An 18311-nucleotide genomic window follows, 5' to 3' on the forward strand; every position below is an offset into this window, starting at 1 on the left:
GGCTGTATCAGCCCGTCCGGCGTTTGAGGACAACCGCGCGAAGCGCGGTTTCAGGGGGTCCGGGGCCCTCCCCGGGAAACGGCGAAGGGGCGGGACTGGGGCAACCTCACCGCACGGGATGCCCCGCGGCCCGCAGCGCCCCCTTCACATCCCCGATCCGCAGATCACCGAAGTGGAACACCGAAGCCGCGAGCACCGCGTCCGCACCCGCCGCCACCGCCGGGGCGAAGTGCGCGAGCTCCCCCGCCCCGCCACTGGCAATGACCGGCACCGACACATGCCGCCGCACAGCAGCGATCATCTCCGTGTCGTACCCGTCCTTCGTCCCGTCCGCGTCCATCGAGTTGAGCAGGATCTCCCCCGCCCCCAGCTCCGCCGCCCGATGCGCCCACTCGACCGCGTCGAGCCCGGTCCCCCGCCGCCCGCCGTGCGTGGTGACCTCGAAGGACCCGGACGGAGTCCGCCGCGCGTCGACGGACAACACGAGCACCTGCCGCCCAAACCGCTCCGCGATCTCCCGCACGAGATCGGGCCGCTCGATGGCAGCGGTGTTCACACCGACCTTGTCCGCGCCGGCCCGCAGCAGCTTGTCGACGTCGTCGGCGGTCCGAACCCCACCCCCCACCGTCAGCGGGATGAAAACCTGCTCGGCAGTCCGCCGCACCACGTCATAAGTCGTCTCGCGGTTGCCGGAGGAGGCCGTGATGTCGAGGAAGGTGAGCTCGTCGGCGCCCTCCCGCCCGTAGACGCGGGCCATCTCGACGGGGTCGCCCGCGTCGCGCAAGTTCTGGAAGTTGACCCCCTTGACGACGCGGCCGTTGTCCACGTCGAGGCAGGGGATGACTCGGACCGCGAGGGTCACGCCGTTGCTCCTCTGAATGCTTCTACTTCTACTTCGACCAGGACGCGCGAGTCGACGAAGCCGGACACCACGACCATGGTCGCGGCGGGCCGGACGCCGTCGAAGAGCTCCTTGTGGGCGCGGCCGACCGCGTCCACGTCCCGCGCGTGGGTCAGGTACATCCGGGTGCGGACGACGGACTCGGGGCCGAGGCCGAACTCCTCCAGGGCGGCGAGCGCGTTGCCGAAGGCGGCCCGGGCCTGTTCGTAGGGGTCGCCTTCGCCCACGAGGACGCCGTCGACCAGCGGCATCGTGCCGGCGACGTGCACCCGGTCCCCGGCCGCCACGGCACGTGCGAAGCCGAACGTCGCTTCCCAGGGACTGTCTGTCTGCACGCGCCGCGGGGCCGGGGTCTCACTCATACGGACACTGCCTCCAGGGCCTCTTCGAGGGTGAACGCCTTGGCGTAGAGGGCCTTGCCCACGATCGCGCCTTCTACACCCCGCGGCACCAGACCGGCGATGGCCCGCAGGTCGTCGAGGCAGGAGACGCCGCCGGAGGCGACGACCGGCTTGTCGGTGGCGGCGCAGACGTTCTTCAGCAGCTCCAGGTTGGGGCCCTGGAGGGTGCCGTCCTTGGCGATGTCGGTGACGACGTAGCGGGCGCAGCCCTCGGAGTCGAGGCGGGCGAGCGTCTCGTAGAGGTCGCCGCCGTCGCGGGTCCAGCCGCGGCCGCGCAGGGTGGTGCCGCGCACGTCGAGGCCGACGGCGATCCGGTCGCCGTGCTCGGCGATGACCTTGGCGACCCACTCGGGGGTCTCCAGGGCGGCGGTGCCCAGGTTGACGCGGGTGCAGCCGGTGGCGAGGGCGGCGGCCAGCGAGGCGTCGTCGCGGATGCCGCCGGACAGCTCGACCTTGATGTCCATGGCGCGGACGACCTCGGCGATCCGCTCCCGGTTGTCGCCGGTGCCGAAGGCGGCGTCCAGGTCGACGAGGTGGAGCCACTCGGCGCCGGCGTCCTGCCAGGCGCGGGCGGCGGCCAGCGGGTCGCCGTACGAGGTCTCGGAGCCCGACTCGCCGTGGACCAGGCGCACGGCCTGGCCGTCGCGGACGTCGACGGCGGGGAGGAGTTCGAGCTTGGTCACAGGGTTCCGATCCAGTTGGTGAGGAGCTGGGATCCGGCGTCGCCGGACTTCTCGGGGTGGAACTGGGTGGCCCAGAGGGGCCCGTTCTCGACGGCGGCGACGAACGGCTCGCCGTGCTCGGCCCAGGTCACCAGCGGCGGCTTGATGGCCTCGTTGGTGACTTCGAGGGTCCAGTCGCGGACGGCGTAGGAGTGCACGAAGTAGTAGCGGGTGTCCGCGTCGAGCCCGGCGAAGAGGGCGGAGCCCTCGGCGGGGGTGACGGTGTTCCACCCCATGTGCGGGACGACCGGGGCCTTGAGCGGCTCGACCGTGCCGGGCCACTCGTCCAGGCCGTCGGTCTCGACGCCGTGCTCCACGCCCCGGGCGAAGAGGACCTGCATGCCGACGCAGATGCCCATCACGGGCCGGCCGCCGGACAGCCGCCGGTCGACGATCCAGTGGCCGCGCGCCTCCCGCAGCCCGCTCATGCAGGCGGCGAACGCGCCGACGCCGGGGACGAGGAGGCCGTCGGCGTTCATGGCCCGGTCGAAGTCGCGGGTGATCTCGACGTCGGCGCCGACGTGGGCGAGGGCCCGCTCGGCCGACCGGACGTTGCCGAATCCGTAGTCGAAGACAACAACCTTCTTGCTCATGACCACAGGCTTTCGATCCGCATCACACCGGCGGTCAGCGCCATCGCGGCACCGATCCCGAGCAGCACGATGACGCCCTTCGGCATGCCCTGCTTGACGAAGGAGATGATCCCGCCGACGAGGAAGAGCCCGACCAGGATCAGGGCGGTGGAGAGGCCGTTCACAGCGCACCCTTCGTGGACGGGAGGATTCCGGCGGCCCGCGGGTCGCGCTCGCACGCGTACCGCAGCGCCCGCGCCAGCGCCTTGAACTGGCACTCCACGATGTGGTGCGCGTTGCGCCCGTACGGCACGTGGACGTGCAGCGCGATCTGCGCCTGGGCGACGAAGGACTCCAGTATGTGCCGGGTCATCGTCGTGTCGTAGGTGCCGATCATCGGCGCGATGTTCTCGGGCTCGGTGTGCACCAGGTACGGCCGGCCGGAGAGGTCGACGGTCACCTGGGCCAGCGACTCGTCCAGCGGGACCGTGCAGTTGCCGAACCGGTAGATGCCCACCTTGTCGCCGAGCGCCTGCCGGAAGGCGGCGCCCAGCGCGAGGGCGGTGTCCTCGATGGTGTGGTGGGTGTCGATGTGCAGGTCGCCGTCGGTCTTGACGGTGAGGTCGAACAGCCCGTGCCGGCCGAGCTGGTCGAGCATGTGGTCGTAGAAGCCGACACCCGTCGACACGTCGACCTGCCCGGTCCCGTCGAGGTCTATCTCGACCAGGACGGACGTCTCCTTGGTGGTCCGCTCGACGCGACCCACGCGGTGGTTCATCGGTTCTCCTTCATGACGGCGCGCACCGCGTCCAGGAACGCGTCGTTCTCTCGCGGGGTGCCCGCGGTGACCCGCAGCCGGCCGGGCACGCCGTTGTCCCGGACCAGGACGCCCCGGTCGAGGATGGCCTGCCAGGCGGCGTGGGCGTCGTCGAACACCCCGAACTGGACGAAGTTCGCGTCGGACGCGGTGACCTCGCAGCCCATCGCCCGCAGCTCGGCGACCAGGCGGTCGCGTTCGGTCTTCAGCCGCTCGACGTAGCCGAGCAGCGTGTCCGTGTACTCCAGCGCCGCGAGGGCGGTCGCCTGGGTGACGGACGAGAGGTGGTACGGCAGCCGGACGAGCTGCACGGCGTCCACCACCGCCGGGTCGGCGGCGAGGTAGCCCAGCCGCAGCCCGGCCGCGCCGAACGCCTTGGACATCGTGCGCGAGACGACGAGGTGCGGCCGGCCCGCGAGCAGCGGCAGCAGCGACGGGTGGTGGCTGAACTCGCCGTACGCCTCGTCCACGACGACCATCGACGGCTTGGCCGCCTGCGCCGCGTCGTACAGCCGCAGCACGGTCTCCGCGTCGACGGCGGTGCCGGTGGGGTTGTTGGGCGAGCAGACGAAGACCACGTCGGGGCGGTGCTCGGCGATGGCCGCGACGGCCGCGTCGACGTCGATGGTGAAGTCCTCACGGCGCGGCCCGGCGAGCCAGCCGGTGCCGGTGCCCCGGGAGATCAGCGCGTGCATGGAGTACGAGGGCTCGAAGCCCATCGCCGTGCGGCCGGGCCCGCCGAAGGTCTGGAGCAGCTGCTGGAGGACCTCGTTGGAGCCGTTGGCCGCCCACACGTCGGCGTACCCGACCTCGTACCCGCCGGTGCGGGTGAGGTACTCGGCGAGCCGGGTGCGCAGCTCGACCGCGTCCCGGTCCGGGTAGCGGTTGAGGTGCCGGGCGGCCTCGGCGACGCGCTCGGCGATCCGGGCGACCAGGGCCTCGGGCAGCGGGTAGGGGTTCTCGTTGGTGTTCAGCCGGACGGGGACGTCGAGCTGCGGCGCGCCGTACGGGGTCTTGCCGCGCAGTTCGTCCCGGATGGGGAGTTCGTCGATCCGTGTCACGCGCTCTTACCGGGAACCTTCCAGTCGAACCTCGCCTTGAGCGCCGCGCCGTGCGCCGGCAGGTCCTCCGCCTCCGCGAGCGTCACCACGTGGTGGGTGACGTCGGCGAGCGCGTCGCGGCTGTAGTCCACGACGTGGATGCCGCGCAGGAAGGACTGCACGGACAGGCCGGAGGAGTGGCAGGCGCAGCCGCCGGTGGGCAGGACGTGGTTGGAGCCGGCGCAGTAGTCGCCGAGGGAGACGGGCGCGTACGGGCCGACGAAGACCGCGCCGGCGTTGCGGACCCGGGCGGCGACGGCGGACGCGTCGGCGGTCTGGATCTCCAGGTGCTCGGCGGCGTAGGCGTCGACCACGGCGAGGCCCTGGTCGAGGTCGTCGACGAGGACGATGCCGGACTGCCGGCCGGCCAGCGCCTCCGTGATCCGCTCGACGTGCTTGGTCGCCGCCACCTGCGTCTTCAGCTCGGCCTCGACGGCCTCGGCGAGCGCCTCGGAGGGCGTGACGAGGACGGCGGCGGCCAGCGTGTCGTGCTCGGCCTGGCTGATCAGGTCGGCGGCGACGTGCGCGGCGTCGGCGGTGTCGTCGGCGAGGATGGCGATCTCGGTCGGGCCGGCCTCGGCGTCGATGCCGATACGGCCCTTGAGCAGCCGCTTGGCGGCGGCGACCCAGATGTTGCCGGGGCCGGTGACGAGCTGGGCGGGCCGGCACTCGTCGGTGCCGTAGGCGAACATGGCGATCGCCTGGGCGCCGCCGGCCGCGTACACCTCGTCCACGCCGAGCAGGGCGCAGGCGGCGAGGATCGTCGGGTGCGGCAGGCCGCCGAAGGCCTTCTGCGGCGGCGAGGAGACAGCGAGCGAGGCGACGCCGGCCTCCTGCGCGGGCACGACGTTCATCACGACGGACGACGGGTAGACGGCGTTGCCGCCCGGCACGTACAGGCCGACGCGCTCGACGGGCACCCAGCGCTCGGTGACCGTGCCGCCGGGGACGACGGTGACGGTCTTGTCGGTGCGGCGCTGCTCACGGTGGACGAGGCGGGCGCGGCGGATGGACTCCTCCAGGGCGGCGCGGACCGCCGGGTCCAGCTCCGCCAGGGCGCGCTCGATCGCCTCGGGCGCGACGCGCACCCGGTCGATGGTGACGCCGTCGAACTTCTCCGCGTAGTCGATCAGTGCCGCCGTCCCGCGATGATGCACGTCCTCGCAGATGGGCCGCACCTTCTCCAGGGCGGCCTCGACGTCGAGTTCGGCTCGGGGCAGCAGGTCACGGTCGATGACGCCGTCGGTGACGGCTCCGCCGCGCAGATCGATTCGGGAGATCACATGGCCAATTGTCTCAGACCCGTCCCGCCGCACGGCTCTCCGTACCACCCAGTGATACGCCGGCCGGGAATCGATCTTCACTCCGTCGCACCCGCCGCGGAGCGTCCTTGACGGGCGCCCGTCAAAGTCGTCGCACGCTGCGTGTTCAAGCGGTCACCCACCGGGAATCGAGCCAGTACGCGCGGCCGGCGTCACGGGAGTCACAGGCGTCCGGCGCCGCCCGAGCGCGCGAGAGGGAGGGAACCGTGACCGCGTCGCCCGACGGAGATCCGCCCCCCGGCCTGGAGCTCACCCCCGCCGAACTGGGCATGTGGCAGGCCTTCCGCTCCGGCACCACCCACGACCTCCGCACCCCGCACCCGGAGTGGAACGACCCCGACGGCCCCTACACCTGGGGCCCGGAGCGCAGTGTGCGGGCTCAGGTGATCGCGTTACTGCTGCTGGACGGCCCGCCCGCGTTACCCGGCCGGGTGCCGGCGCTCAAGCTCGACGGCGTACGGATCACCGGCCTGCTGGACCTCTCCGGCGGCACGGTCGTCCCCTACGTGGAACTCCGGAACTGCCGCTTCGAACAGCAGCTCCTCCTGCCGGAGTGCCGCTTCACCACCCTGCGGCTGGTCGGCTGCTCCCTCCCCCGGCTGGAGGCCGCCCGGCTGAGCACCGAGGGCGACCTGCACCTGCCGCGCTGCGTCGTCCGGCGCGGCATCCGGCTGACCGACGCCCGGGTCGGCACCGACCTGCTGCTCAACCAGGCCGTGATCCGCCGCGACCGGCGCGGGGTGAGCGTCGCCGCCGACGGCCTCACCGTCGGCCAGGACCTCCAGGCGGAGCTGGCCCGGGCGTACGGGGAGCTGAGCCTGCGCGGCGCGAAGATAGGCGCCTCGCTCAGCCTGCGCGGGACGACCCTGAGCAACCCCTTCGGGCGGCGGGCGCTCAACGCCCCGCAGCTCACCGTCGAGCGGACCGTCTACCTCACGCCCGCCGCCGAGGACGGCCCGGTGGTGTCGGGCGCCACGCCCCCGTACGGGATCTCCCCGACGGGCCCGGCCTACGGGACGCGGCTGCGGAACTTCAGCTGCGAGGGCGGGATGCGGCTGGACGACGGCCGGTTCGGGGACGCGCTGGACTTCAGCGGGGCGCGGCTGGTGCTCTCCGACGGCCAGGAGGTCTCGCTGCGCCGGATCCAGACGCCGGAGCTGCGCTTCCTCGGCCAGCGGCCGGAGCACGGGCGGGTGGTGCTGTCCGGCGCGCGGGTGGTCAACCTCGTCGACCGGTGGGAGAGCTGGCCCGGCCCGGGCGGGCTGGTGATGGCCGGGTTCTCGTACGAGACGCTGATACCGCACGGCTCGTTTCCGCTGGCCCGGCGGCTGGAGTGGGTGGCCGCCGCGACGCCCGAGTACGCGCCCGAACCCTACGAGTGCCTGGCCGCCTCGCTGCGGGTCAGCGGCGAGGACACCGACGCCCGGGCGGTGCTGCTCGCCAAACAGCGCCGCCGCCGCGAGACGCTGCCGCTGGCCGGGAAGGCGTGGGGGTACCTCCAGGACTGGACGGTGGCCTACGGCTACCGCCCCGGCCGGGCCGCGCTGTGGATGGCGGTGCTCTGGGCGCTCGGCACCCTGTGGTTCGCCCGCCACCCCCTCCCTCCCGTGAAACCCCAGGAGGGCTCGCCCACCTGGAACGCCGCGCTCTACACCCTCGACCTGCTGCTGCCCGTCGTGGACCTGGGGCAGGGCGCGGCGTGGAAGACCAGCGGGACGGGGCAGTGGCTGGCCACGGTACTGGTCCTGGTCGGCTGGGTGCTGGCCACCACGGTCGCGGCGGGCGCGTCACGGCTGCTGCGCCGCCAGTGACGGAGGGCCGGGGCCGGAGGCGGGACGGGAGCGGAAGGGAGCGCTCCAGGGCCCGCAGGGCCTAGGCTTACCGGCTGTGACCACCGCGCGCCTCCCGATCTTCCCCCTCAACTCGGTGCTGTTCCCGGGCCTCGTCCTGCCTCTGAACGTCTTCGAGCGGCGGTACCGCGCGATGATGCGCCACCTCGCGGAGCTGCCCGACGACGCCCCGCGCCGGTTCGGCGTCGTGGCCATCCGCGACGGATTCGAAGTGGCGCCCAGCGCCCCCGGGCTGCCGACGGACACCCGCCCGGAGCCCGGCCCGGCGACGGGCTTCGGCCCGGACCCGATGACCGCGTTCCACGCCGTGGGCTGCGTCGCGGAGGCCGCGACCCTGCGGGAGCGGCCGGACGGCACGTTCGAGGTCCTGGCCACCGGCACGACCCGGTTCCGGCTGCTGTCCGTCAACGCCTCCGGCCCGTTCCTCACCGGAGAGACGGAGGAGTTGGAGGAACGTCCCGGCGAGGGGGCCGGCGCGCTCGCCTCCGGGGTGCTGCGGGCGTTCCGCGCGTACCAGAAGCGGCTGGCGGGAGCCAGCGAACGGACCCTGTCCGGCCGGCAGGACATCCCGGAGGAGCCGTCCGTGCTGTCGTACCTGGTCGCCTCCGCCACCATGCTCGACGTCCCGGCCAAGCAACGGCTGCTCCAGGCGCCGGACACCGCGTCCCGGCTGGCGGACGAGCTGAGACTGCTGCGCGCCGAGACGGCCTTGATCGGTAAGCTCCCCTCGCTGCCGGCGGTGGACTTCACCCGGCGGCCGACCAGCCCCAACTGAGCGGAGGCGAAGGCGCGTTGGCGAAGAAGGCCGCGGGGACGTCGGGCGGCACCCCCGCCGTGGTCGCCCTGGAGAAGGCGGGCGTCCCGTTCTCCCTGCACTCCTACACCCACGACCCGGCGTCGGCGTCCTACGGCGAGGAGGCCGCCGACGCTCTCGGTGTCGAGCCCGGCCGCGTCTTCAAGACCCTGGTGGCGGAGGTCGACGGCACCCTCACGGTGGCCGTCGTCCCCGTCAGCGGCTCCCTCGACCTCAAAGCCCTGGCGGCGGCACTCGGCGCCAAGCGCGCCACGATGGCGGACCCGGCGGCGGCGGAACGCACCACGGGGTACGTGCGCGGCGGCATCTCGCCGCTGGGGCAGCGCAAGCGGCTGCCTACGGCGGTCGACGCGTCGGCTCTCGTCCACGCCACGATCCATGTGTCGGCGGGGCGCCGGGGGCTGGAGGTGGAGCTGGAGCCGGAAGTGCTGGTGCGGCTGACGGGGGCGAAGGTCGCGGAGATCGCGCGGGGGTGAGGGGGCCCCAGACCCGCCCCTTCGCCGTTTCCTGGGGCTGCGCCCCAGACCCCGCTTGTCGCGGCTTCGCCGCTCGTCCTCAAACGCCGGACGGGCTGATAGCGCCGGCTCAGGCACACTCCAGCCCGTCCGGCGCTTGAGGACAACCGCGCGGAGCGCGGTTTCAGGGGGTCCGGGGGCCACCCCCGGGAATCGGCGAAGGGGCGGGACCGGGGCACACCCCCTGGACGCCGGCGGCGTACCGCGCTACGACAGGAGCGCGACGCGTCAACCGACCGCCCACGAAAGGGCCCGCATGTCCAAGCGCACCCGCAAGCGCAAGTGGCGGCTCAAGAAGAACCGGGCGAACCACGGCCGCCGGCCGGCCTGAGCTCAACGGGAGCCGGCGCCCGCCTCCCACGGCGGGCCCGGCTCCGGGTCCCGCGGCCCGAACGCCGCGGTGAGCGCCAGGTGGACGGCCATCGCCGCGATCGGGAAAGCCAGCAGCATCCCCTTCGCCCCCAGCCGCAGCGGCGCGTCGAAGACGACCCCCTTGCCGACAGCCCGCGCGTGGGCCGCCACGTCGGAGGACGGCCCGAGCCAGACGCCCAGCCGCCAGGCGAGCACGGACGCCAGCAGCGAGCCCGCCGCCAGGGCGGCGACGACGGCGATGCCGCCGGCCCGCCGGAAGAGGAACACCAGGGCCGCGGCGACCACGCCGAAGCCCAGGCCCAGCAGGGCGAACGTGCCGTCGGCGCCGATCGCCTGCTCGCCTTCCGAGTTCTTGAGGAACACGGCCCGGCCGTCAGAGATCAGCGGCACATGGGGGGCGAGCCACACCCACAGCAGTCCGAAGAGCGCCCCGGAGACCGTCACGGCCGCGGCGACGACGCCGGCGGCGGGCAGTTCGGCGCGCACCGCGTCGAGGAGGGCGGCCCGGCCGCCGCGGCTCTCGTAGGAGGGGCTGGGAGGTGGCTGGTGGTCGGGGGTCAGTGGAGCGGTCACCCCGCCATCGTGCCAGGTCGAGGACGCGGCGTCGGCGGCAGGACGGACGACGCGGCGCGTCACCGCACCGCCGCCCGGCGGTACGCCCAGGTGGCGACGGCGAGCGAGACCACGCCGACGCCGGCGCAGACGCCGAGGTCCGCGGCGACCCGCAGCCAGTCGGGGTGCGCGTCGAAGCTGCGGGCGAACGCCTCCACGCCGTACGTCGACGGCAGCAGGTCGCGGGCGAGGGCGATCGGGGCGGGCATGTGCGAGGCGGGCAGGACGCCGAGCAGCAGCGCGGCCGACATGCCGAGCTGGCCCAGCAGCGTCGCCAGTTCCTGCCGGGGCGCGAGCAGCCCGAGGGCGGCCCCGAGCCCGGCCAGGGCGGCCCCGGACAACGGAATGACGCCGGCCAGCACCCACAGGTGCGCCAGCGGCAGCTTGAACAGCACGCTCCCGACGACGGCGGTGACGGCCGTCCCGGGCACGGTGAACGACGCGTAGGCGCCCGCCGCGCCCAGCACCACGGCGGCGGGCGGCACGGGCAGCGTCGCGTAGTGGTCGAGCCCTCCGCTCGCGCGCAGCTGGCCGAAGTACTGGGCGAGCAGGTTGAGCGCGACGAACGCGACCACCAGCACACTGGAGCCGGCCACCACGGCCCGCGCCTCGTCGCCGCCGTCCACGACCCCGCGCATCAGGATCATGATGCCGACGGACTGGAAGGTCGCCACGAACAGCAGCGGGATCCGCGCCACCCGGGCGCGGGAGAGCTGCGCCCGGTAGACGGCCGACAGCGCGGGCAGCAGCCGCGCGCGCGGCGCCAGCGGGGCGGGCTCCCCGCCCGTCGGCCGGGGCCGGACCGCACCCCGTTCCCGTACCTTCCCGGTCACCGCTTCTGCGGACACAGCACTCACGCGGAACGACTCCTGTTCGGTACGGGCGGCGGCACGGCGACGGACGTTCCGCGGGCCCCTGTCGGCACAGTCAACGCGGCCGGCCCGGTCATCCCTTCACCAGACCTTCCGCGCGGCCGCCCAGCGCGAGGTAGACGTCCTCCAGGCTGGGCGTGGCGAGCGTGAAGTCGTCGAGCGCGGCGAAGGCGGGGCCCCCGGTGACGGCGGCGACGGCCGCCCGCGCCTCGGCGTGGCCGAGCCGCAGCGACCAGCGGCGGCCGGTCTCGGTGGCGGTGTCGCGGAGCGCCGCGACCTCGGGGACGTCGAGCGGCGGCGCGTCGCGCCAGACGAGGTCGAGCCGCACCTCGTCCGCGACGAGCTCCTTGAGTCCGGCCGGGGTGTCGCAGGCGATGATGCGCCCGCGCTCCAGCACGGCGACCCGGTCGAGGACGGTCTCGGCCTCGATGACGTTGTGCGTGACGAGCAGGACGGTGGCACCGCGCTCGGCGCGCCGCCGGTCGACGGCGGCCCACACGGCGCGCCGGGCGACCGGGTCCATGCCCGTGGTCGGCTCGTCCAGGATCAGCAGCGGCCGGTCGCCGACGAGGGTGGCGGCGAAGCAGGCGAGGCGGCGCTGGCCGCCGGAGAGCTTCTTCAGCGGCCGGCCCGCGAGCGGGCCCAGCCCGAGTTCGTCGAGGACCGCGTCCCGTTCGGCGCGCGCCGCCCGCAGCCCCAGGCCGCGCAGCCGCCCGGTCGTCTCGGCGGCCAGCGCCACCGTCAGCTCGTCCAGCGCGGTCGACTGCTGTCCGAGGTAGCCGACGAGCCGCGCCGCCCGGTCGGGATGGCGGACGAGGTCGTGGCCGAGCAGCTCGACCGTGCCCTCGTCGGGGCGGAGGAGGCCGGTGAGCTGGCGGACGAGGGTGGTCTTGCCGGCGCCGTTGGGGCCGAGCAGGCCGAAGATCTCGCCTCGGCGGACGTCGAGGTCGATGCCGTCGCTGGCGCGGACCTCCTGTTCGGCCGGTCTTCCGCGACGGCCGCGAGCGGCGGCGTACGTCTTCACCAGACCGCGCACGGAGCACACCACCGGCTCTCCGGCGTGCCCTGCCGCCTGCTTCACGCCCATCCTCACGAGCTATGAGGGTACGCGTACGGCGGGCGACGACTGCGACGGGGGTACGAGGGTGTTGCCCCGGTCCCGCCCCTCAAACGCCGGACGGGCTGTATCAGCCCGTCCGACGTTTGAGGACAGCGCCCGCAGGGCGCTTCGGGGGCGGGGGGGCTCGCCCCCCCGAGAAACGGTGAAAGGGAGGGACCGGGGCACCCTCAATCGCCGGCAGGCGCATGCTCCGCTGCCGTCCGCGCGTCGATCTCCCGCCAGAAGCCGGCCCGGATCGCGTACCGATCCCGCTCGTCGATCTGATCGTCCTTGTGCGCCAGCAATCCGAACCTCGCCGCGTACCGCAGCAACTCCCCGTCGATCCGATGCGGAATCCGTGGATACTCCGTCGACAGATGCTGCAGATGCACGGAATCGGTGATCCGCTCGGTCCACCGCCGGGCGAACACCTGCCCCACCTCGAAAGGATCACCACCCACCGTGGTGATGTCCTCCTCCCTGTCGGCCCACCGCTGTTCGGCGCTGGTGAGCTGGGCGAGCGTCGGCAGGGCGGCGATCTCGGGCGGCTCGCCGGAACCGTTGCCGGGGCCCCGGTCGACCATCCCCCGGTCGGAGGACCAGCGCAGGGTGGCGTTGGGGTGGCCGAGGGCGGACGGCGGGGAGACGGCCGGCCCGGCGGCGGGCCCCTTGCCGAGGACGGCGAGGTCCTTGGGGGTGGGCACGGTCCGGGTGACCGACCCGTCGCCCCGCTCGGCACCCGCGGCGGGCGCGGACGCGGACCGCACCCCGTTGCGTACGGGTTCGCGCGGCGCGGCGGGGGCGGTCGGCGCCCCCACCCGCTCCCCCGCCCCGGCGGTCTCGGGCAGCGGCGCGGAGAGGATCGCCGCGATCTCGGGCTCGGCGGTGGGGGCGGGGGCGCAGGGGCCGGTGAGCTCGCGGGCGCGCACGGCGCGGGTGATCCAGGTGCGGTCGAGGACGCGGCGTTCGTCGGCCTCGGCGACGAGGTCCTCGGACTGGTTGTAGTCGCCGTCGGCGGCCTGGACGGCCCAGAGGTGGACGGCGACGCCGTGTTCCTTGGCGGACATCAGGCCGGGGAGCAGGTCGCCGTCGCCGGTGACGAGGACGATGTCGGAGCAGGCCCGGTTGCGGGCGAGTTCGGTGAGCTCGGCGTGCATGGCCGCGTCGACGCCCTTCTGGGCCCAGCGGCCGTCGGTGCGGGTGAGGGCGCCGAGCCGGACGGTGACCCGGGGCATCACGCGCAGCCGGCGGTGCTCGGGCTGGGGCACCCGGTCGGGGGCGCCGTCGAACCAGTAGATGCGCAGCAGGGGGCGTTGGGTGTCGTCCTCGGCGCGTTCGCGCAGGCCCTGGATGAGGGTGGTGTGGTCGACGGTGATGCGGGACCGGGCGGGTTCCCCGGCCAGCAGGCTGGCGGCGGCGCCCAGCAGGTACCCGGCGTCCACCAGGACGACGCAGCGGTCCACGGTGCACCTTCTCTCCGTATGTCCAGCATGTCCGGCATGTCGGGTGATGCGGTCGCCCCCGGCACGGCAGTGCCCCGGATGTCACATGGCTTTCCCAGGAGTCTGCCCGACCGCACGGGGGTTATCAGTCCGAACTGGATCATCGGCGTGGCGGATACGGGGTGCGGCCGAGAAGTATCGCTGTCACACATGGTTATGGACCGAAATGCGGGTTTCGTCGGCACATGCCAGGGTGTTGTGCGGAGACACCGGGGGGCATCCGGAGTGGAGGCGAACAACGGCCATGGCCAAGAACAAGAAGCAGGACCGGAGTCAGCAGAAGGCGGCGCAGACCGAGCGCGGTCAGGAGCAGGCGCAGAAGTCGGCCATGGAGGCCCATTCGACGCGGGTGACCCCGGCGGACGTGGCCCACAAGAGCCGGCAGAAGCGCTTCGGCCACAACTGACCGGCGCCTGGATGCGCGTGAGGGCGCGCCCGCGGTCTGCGGGCGCGCCCTCCGTCGCGTCGGAGCGTTGACGCACGGCCGTTCGCCTGGGCCGTGCGCCCGCGTCCGTTCGTACCGTCCGGCCGGGCGTCAGCCCGCCAGGCAGGACGGCCCGAGCAGCTGCTTCAGGTCGCCGAAGAGGGCCGGGTCGGGGTTGACCCGGTGCCGGTCCAGCCGCAGGACGGTCGTCTTCCGCGCCCCCTGGAGCTTGATGCGCACCTCGGTGGAGCCCCGGTGGTGGGTGAGCACCTGGCCGAGCCGTTCGACCAGCGGCGGGGTGACCTTCACCGTGGGGATGGAGATGATCACGGGCGCGTTGGTGCCCGCGTTGGACAGGTCGGGGACCATCAGCTCCATGGCGACCAGGCGCGGGATGTCCTCCCGCTTGTCCAGCCGGCCCTTGACGAAGACGACGGCGTCCTCGACCAGCTGGGTGGAGACCAACTGGTAGGTGGCGGGGAAGAACATGCAGTCGATGGAGCCGGCCAGGTCCTCGACGGTGGCGATCGCCCAGGCGTTGCCCTGCTTGGTCATCTTTCGCTGGAGGCCGGAGATGATGCCGCCGATGGTGACGATCGCGCCGTCGGAGTAGTCGCCGCCGGTGAGCTGGCTGATCCCGGCGTCGGCCTTGTCGTTGAGGACGTGCTCGATGCCGAAGAGCGGGTGGTCGGAGACGTAGAGGCCGAGCATCTCGCGCTCCTGCGCGAGCAGGTAGGACTTCTCCCACTCGACGTCGGAGAACTCGACGTCCAGGCCGAAGCCCGGCTCGCCGCCGCTGTCCTCCTCGCCCATGCCGCCGAAGAGGTCGAACTGCCCCTCGGCCTCCTTGCGCTTGACCTGCACCACATTGTCGATCATCGGCTCGTAGTGCGCGGTGAGGCCCTTGCGGGTGTGCCCCATCTCGTCGAAGGCGCCCGCCTTGATCAGCGATTCGACGGTGCGCTTGTTGCAGACGACCGCCTCGACCTTGTCCAGGAAGTCGGGGAAGGAGGTGTACTTCCCCTTGGACTTGCGGCAGCGGATGATCGAGTCGACGACGTTGGCGCCGACGTTCCGGACGGCGGTGAGGCCGAAGAGGATCACGTCGTCACCCTGGGCGGCGAAGTTGGCCTCGGACTCGTTGACGTTCGGCGGGAGCACCTTGATGCCCATGCGCCGGCACTCGTTGAGGTACGTCGCGGACTTGTCCTTGTCGTCCTTGACGGAGGTGAGCAGCGCCGCCATGTACTCGGCCGGGTGGTTGGCCTTGAGGTAGGCGGTCCAGTAGGAGACCAGGCCGTACGCGGCGGAGTGCGCCTTGTTGAACGCGTAGCCGGCGAACGGGACCAGCACGTCCCAGAGCGCCTGGATGGCCTCGTCCGAGAAGCCCTTCTTCTTCGCGCCCTCCTTGAAGAAGACGAAGTTCTTCGCCAGCTCGTCGGGCTTCTTCTTGCCCATCACGCGCCGGAGGATGTCGGCCTCGCCGAGCGAGTACCCGGCGACGATCTGGGCGGCCTTCTGCACCTGCTCCTGGTAGACGATCAGACCGTAGGTGACGCCGAGGACCTCTTCGAGCGGCTCCGCCAGCTCGGGGTGGATCGGCGTGATCTCCTGCTGGCCGTTCTTGCGGAGCGCGTAGTTGGTGTGCGAGTTCATGCCCATCGGGCCCGGCCGGTACAGGGCGGACACGGCGGAGATGTCTTCGAAGTTGTCGGGCTTCATCAGCCGCAGCAGGGACCGCATGGGCCCGCCGTCGAACTGGAAGACGCCGAGGGTGTCACCGCGCTGGAGCAGCTCGAAGGTCGTGGGGTCGTCGAGCGGGAGGCTCAGGAGATCGATGTCGATCCCCTTGTTGGCCTTCACCATCTTGACGGCGTCGTCCATGATCGTGAGGTTGCGCAGGCCGAGGAAGTCCATCTTCAGCAGGCCGAGCGACTCACAGCTCGGGTAGTCCCACTGGGTGATGGTGACGCCGTCGGAGTGCCTGACCCAGACCGGGACGTGGTCGGTGATCGTCTCGCTGGACATGATCACGCCGGCCGCGTGCACACCCATCTGGCGGACCAGGCCCTCGACGCCGCGCGCGGTGTCGATGACCTTCTTCACGTCCGGCTCGTTCTCGTACATCGCCCGGACCTCGCCCGCCTCGCTGTAGCGCGGGTGGTTGGGGTCGGTGATGCCGGAGAGCGGGATGCCCTTGCCGAGGACGTCGGCGGGCATGGCCTTGGTGATGCGGTCGCCCATGGCGTACGGGTAGCCGAGGACGCGGGCCGAGTCCTTGATCGCGTTCTTGGCCTTGATGGTGCCGTAGGTGCCGATCATGGCGACCTTGTCGGCGCCGTACTTCTCGGTGACGTACCGGATCACCTCGGAGCGCCGGCGCTCGTCGAAGTCGATGTCGACATCGGGCATGGAGACGCGCTCGGGGTTGAGGAACCGCTCGAAGATCAGACCGTGCGGGATCGGGTCGAGGTCGGTGATGCCCATGGCGTACGCGACGATCGAGCCGGCCGCGGAGCCTCGGCCGGGGCCGACGGCGATGCCGTTCTTCTTCGCCCACATGATGAAGTCGGCGACGACGAGGAAGTAGCCCGGGAACCCCATCTGGATGATGACGTCCATCTCGTACTCCGCCTGCTTCTGGCGGTCCTCGGGCACCCCGCCGGGGAAGCGGCGGGCCATGCCCCGCCGGACCTCCTCCTGGAACCAGGTGACCTCGGTGTACCCCTCGGGGACGTCGAACTTCGGCATGAGGTCGCGCTTCTCGAACATGCCGGAGGTGTCGATCTGCTCCGCGACCAGCAGGGTGTTGCGGCACCCCTCCTGCCAGGCGTCGGAGGAGTCCACGGCGTACATCTCGTCGGTGGACTTGATGTAGTAGCCGGAGCCGTCGAACTTGAAGCGGTCGGGGTCGGAGAGGTTCTTGCCGGTCTGGATGCAGAGCAGGGCGTCGTGGGCGCTGGCCTCGTGCGCGTAGGTGTAGTGCGAGTCGTTGGTGACGATCGGCGGGATGCCCAGCTCCTTGCCGATCTTCAGCAGGTCCTCGCGGACCCGGCGCTCGATCTCGATGCCGTGGTCCATCAGCTCCAGGAAGTAGCGGTCCTTGCCGAAGATGTCCTGGTACTCGCCCGCCGCCTTGCGGGCCTCCTCGTACTGGCCGAGGCGCAGCCGGGTCTGGAGCTCGCCGGAGGGGCAGCCGGTGGAGGCGATCAGCCCCTCGGACCACTGGGCGATGGTCTCCTTGTCCATCCGGGGCCACTTGGTGAGCCAGCCCTCGGCGTAGGCGTCGGAGGAGAGCCGGAAGAGGTTGTGCAGGCCGGTCTTGTTCGCCGCCCAGATGGTCTTGTGGGTGTAACCGCCGGAGCCGGAGACGTCGTCGCGCTTCTGGTGCGGCTGGCCCCACTGGATGCGCCGCTTGTTGCGGCGGGACTCGGGGGCCACGTACGCCTCGATGCCGATGATCGGGGTGATCTCGGCCTTCTTGGCCTGGTGGAAGAAGTCGTAGGCGCCGTGCAGGTTGCCGTGGTCGGTCATGGCGATGTGCGTCATGCCCATGTCTTTGCACGCGGAGAACATGTCCTTGAGCCGCGCGGCACCGTCCAGCAGCGAGTACTGGGTGTGGACGTGCAGGTGCGTGAAGGGCGGCTTGCTCACGGTGGAGGACCTCCGGCGGGGCGGGCGGGAACGGGGGGACGAACAGGAGACTCGGCAGTCCTGAAGGGTACCGGCCCGCCTCCGGCGCCACGGTGCCCCCGGGGGCCGCCAGCGCCACGGGCGACCCTTCGCATGAACATTCGAGTACGACCAGTATGAATCGCTCCTTAAGCAGCGCTTACCGCGGAACGTGCCAGACTCGCTATATGGACATATCGGCAGCACCGTCGCGGGCCCTGCGGGCGGCCCTGTTCACGGCGCTGTGCGTACTGCTGTCCACCTCCTCGCACATCCTGCTGTCCGGCCGGCGGCTGCCCGTGACCGTGGTGGCCGCGGTCGCCGCCGGGGTCTACGCCGCGGCCTGGGCCCTGTACGGCCGCGAGCGGCGGTTCGGGCGCATCGCCGCCCTCCTGGTCCCCCTGGAGCTGGCCGCCGGCGCCGCGCTCGGCACCGGGCAGGACACCTGTTACGACGCCGCCGGCCACCCGCTGCCCGGCGCCCTCACCCTGATCTGCGGCCCGGGCGGCACGGGCGGCGCGCTGGCCCGCGCCGCCGGCACCGGCGCCGGCCCCTGGCTGCTGCTCGCCGGCCACCTCGCGGCCGGCCTGCTGGCCGCCGCCTGGCTCGCCCGGGGCGAGGCCGCCCTCGCCCGGCTGGTCCGCGCCGCGGGCGCCGCCGCCTTCCGCCCGCTGCGCCTGGCCGCGGCCCGGGCCACCCCGGCCGCGCCGGATGACGGAGTGGAGGAGCGGGGCGCGCGCCGCT

General features: G+C 72.6%; 18 protein-coding genes. 5 read left to right on the top strand and 13 right to left on the bottom strand.

Annotated elements, in window-relative coordinates:
* Window positions 1-106: 106 nt before the first annotated feature.
* From hisF to hisD, 8 genes are read right to left on the bottom strand one after another with little or no spacing between them, the layout of a single operon-like run.
* A complete protein-coding gene (gene hisF, locus ACSNOK_RS17290) occupies window positions 107-862 on the bottom strand; it encodes an imidazole glycerol phosphate synthase subunit HisF (RefSeq protein ID WP_436781587.1) in 756 nt (251 codons plus the stop codon).
* Window positions 859-1263 (bottom strand): RidA family protein, encoded by a 405-nt coding sequence (locus ACSNOK_RS17295; protein WP_436781588.1) that lies wholly within the window; start codon window positions 1261-1263, stop codon window positions 859-861. Before ACSNOK_RS17295 ends, hisF begins: the two co-directional genes overlap by 4 nt.
* On the bottom strand, window positions 1260-1985 hold the full coding sequence (priA, locus tag ACSNOK_RS17300) for a bifunctional 1-(5-phosphoribosyl)-5-((5-phosphoribosylamino)methylideneamino)imidazole-4-carboxamide isomerase/phosphoribosylanthranilate isomerase PriA (protein WP_436781589.1): 726 nt from the start codon (window positions 1983-1985) through the stop codon (window positions 1260-1262). Before priA ends, ACSNOK_RS17295 begins: the two co-directional genes overlap by 4 nt.
* On the bottom strand, window positions 1982-2617 hold the full coding sequence (gene hisH / locus ACSNOK_RS17305; protein ID WP_436781590.1) for an imidazole glycerol phosphate synthase subunit HisH: 636 nt from the start codon (window positions 2615-2617) through the stop codon (window positions 1982-1984). Before hisH ends, priA begins: the two co-directional genes overlap by 4 nt.
* Window positions 2614-2781 (bottom strand): hypothetical protein, encoded by a 168-nt coding sequence (locus tag ACSNOK_RS17310; protein WP_436781591.1) that lies wholly within the window; start codon window positions 2779-2781, stop codon window positions 2614-2616. The genes hisH and ACSNOK_RS17310 overlap by 4 nt, the downstream gene beginning before the upstream one ends.
* Window positions 2778-3374: an imidazoleglycerol-phosphate dehydratase HisB gene (hisB, locus tag ACSNOK_RS17315; RefSeq protein ID WP_004955323.1), complete on the bottom strand. Its 597-nt coding sequence runs from the start codon at window positions 3372-3374 to the stop codon at window positions 2778-2780. The genes ACSNOK_RS17310 and hisB overlap by 4 nt, the downstream gene beginning before the upstream one ends.
* Window positions 3371-4474, bottom strand: coding sequence for a histidinol-phosphate transaminase (locus ACSNOK_RS17320; protein ID WP_436781592.1), 1104 nt, complete (start codon window positions 4472-4474; stop codon window positions 3371-3373). Before ACSNOK_RS17320 ends, hisB begins: the two co-directional genes overlap by 4 nt.
* Complete coding sequence (hisD, locus tag ACSNOK_RS17325) at window positions 4471-5796, bottom strand: histidinol dehydrogenase (RefSeq protein WP_436781593.1); 1326 nt, start codon at window positions 5794-5796, stop codon at window positions 4471-4473. Before hisD ends, ACSNOK_RS17320 begins: the two co-directional genes overlap by 4 nt.
* A 245-nt stretch (window positions 5797-6041) precedes the next feature.
* Between hisD and ACSNOK_RS17330 the strand changes: the two genes are divergently transcribed.
* The 3 genes from ACSNOK_RS17330 (at window position 6042) to ybaK (ending at window position 8975) form a co-directional block, all read left to right on the top strand.
* Window positions 6042-7646: an oxidoreductase gene (locus ACSNOK_RS17330; protein WP_436781594.1), complete on the top strand. Its 1605-nt coding sequence runs from the start codon at window positions 6042-6044 to the stop codon at window positions 7644-7646.
* A 76-nt stretch (window positions 7647-7722) separates the two neighbouring features.
* Window positions 7723-8460: an LON peptidase substrate-binding domain-containing protein gene (locus ACSNOK_RS17335; protein WP_436781595.1), complete on the top strand. Its 738-nt coding sequence runs from the start codon at window positions 7723-7725 to the stop codon at window positions 8458-8460.
* Window positions 8461-8477: 17 nt separating this feature from the next.
* Window positions 8478-8975 carry a Cys-tRNA(Pro) deacylase gene (gene ybaK, locus ACSNOK_RS17340; RefSeq protein ID WP_436781596.1) on the top strand — a complete coding sequence of 166 codons (498 nt, stop codon included), beginning with the start codon at window positions 8478-8480 and terminating at the stop codon, window positions 8973-8975.
* Between the two features lie 372 nt (window positions 8976-9347).
* Here ybaK and ACSNOK_RS17345 read toward each other — a convergent pair whose 3' ends face one another.
* The 4 genes from ACSNOK_RS17345 to ACSNOK_RS17360 form a co-directional block, all read right to left on the bottom strand.
* On the bottom strand, window positions 9348-9959 hold the full coding sequence (locus tag ACSNOK_RS17345) for an ABC transporter permease (RefSeq protein ID WP_436781597.1): 612 nt from the start codon (window positions 9957-9959) through the stop codon (window positions 9348-9350).
* Window positions 9960-10018: 59 nt separating this feature from the next.
* Window positions 10019-10855 (bottom strand): ABC transporter permease, encoded by an 837-nt coding sequence (locus ACSNOK_RS17350; protein WP_436781598.1) that lies wholly within the window; start codon window positions 10853-10855, stop codon window positions 10019-10021.
* An 88-nt stretch (window positions 10856-10943) separates the two neighbouring features.
* The gene (locus ACSNOK_RS17355; RefSeq protein WP_436781603.1) at window positions 10944-11915 is read right to left on the bottom strand and encodes an ABC transporter ATP-binding protein; all 972 of its coding nucleotides are present in this window, start codon (window positions 11913-11915) and stop codon (window positions 10944-10946) included.
* Window positions 11916-12157: 242 nt separating this feature from the next.
* A complete protein-coding gene (locus tag ACSNOK_RS17360) occupies window positions 12158-13432 on the bottom strand; it encodes an NYN domain-containing protein (protein WP_436781599.1) in 1275 nt (424 codons plus the stop codon).
* 283 nt (window positions 13433-13715) lie between these two features.
* Between ACSNOK_RS17360 and ACSNOK_RS17365 the strand changes: the two genes are divergently transcribed.
* On the top strand, window positions 13716-13877 hold the full coding sequence (locus tag ACSNOK_RS17365) for a hypothetical protein (RefSeq protein WP_436781600.1): 162 nt from the start codon (window positions 13716-13718) through the stop codon (window positions 13875-13877).
* 129 nt (window positions 13878-14006) lie between these two features.
* Here ACSNOK_RS17365 and dnaE read toward each other — a convergent pair whose 3' ends face one another.
* Window positions 14007-17549, bottom strand: a complete 3543-nt coding sequence (dnaE, locus tag ACSNOK_RS17370; protein ID WP_436781601.1) for a DNA polymerase III subunit alpha — start codon at window positions 17547-17549, stop codon at window positions 14007-14009.
* 206 nt (window positions 17550-17755) lie between these two features.
* On the opposite strand from dnaE, the gene ACSNOK_RS17375 reads away from it, so the two are divergent.
* Window positions 17756-18311 (top strand): hypothetical protein (locus ACSNOK_RS17375; RefSeq protein WP_436781602.1); only part of this gene is annotated, 556 nt, incomplete at its 3' end.

The organism is Streptomyces sp. URMC 126 (genome assembly GCF_051386555.1).
In the GTDB taxonomy this organism is placed as follows: domain Bacteria; phylum Actinomycetota; class Actinomycetes; order Streptomycetales; family Streptomycetaceae; genus Streptomyces.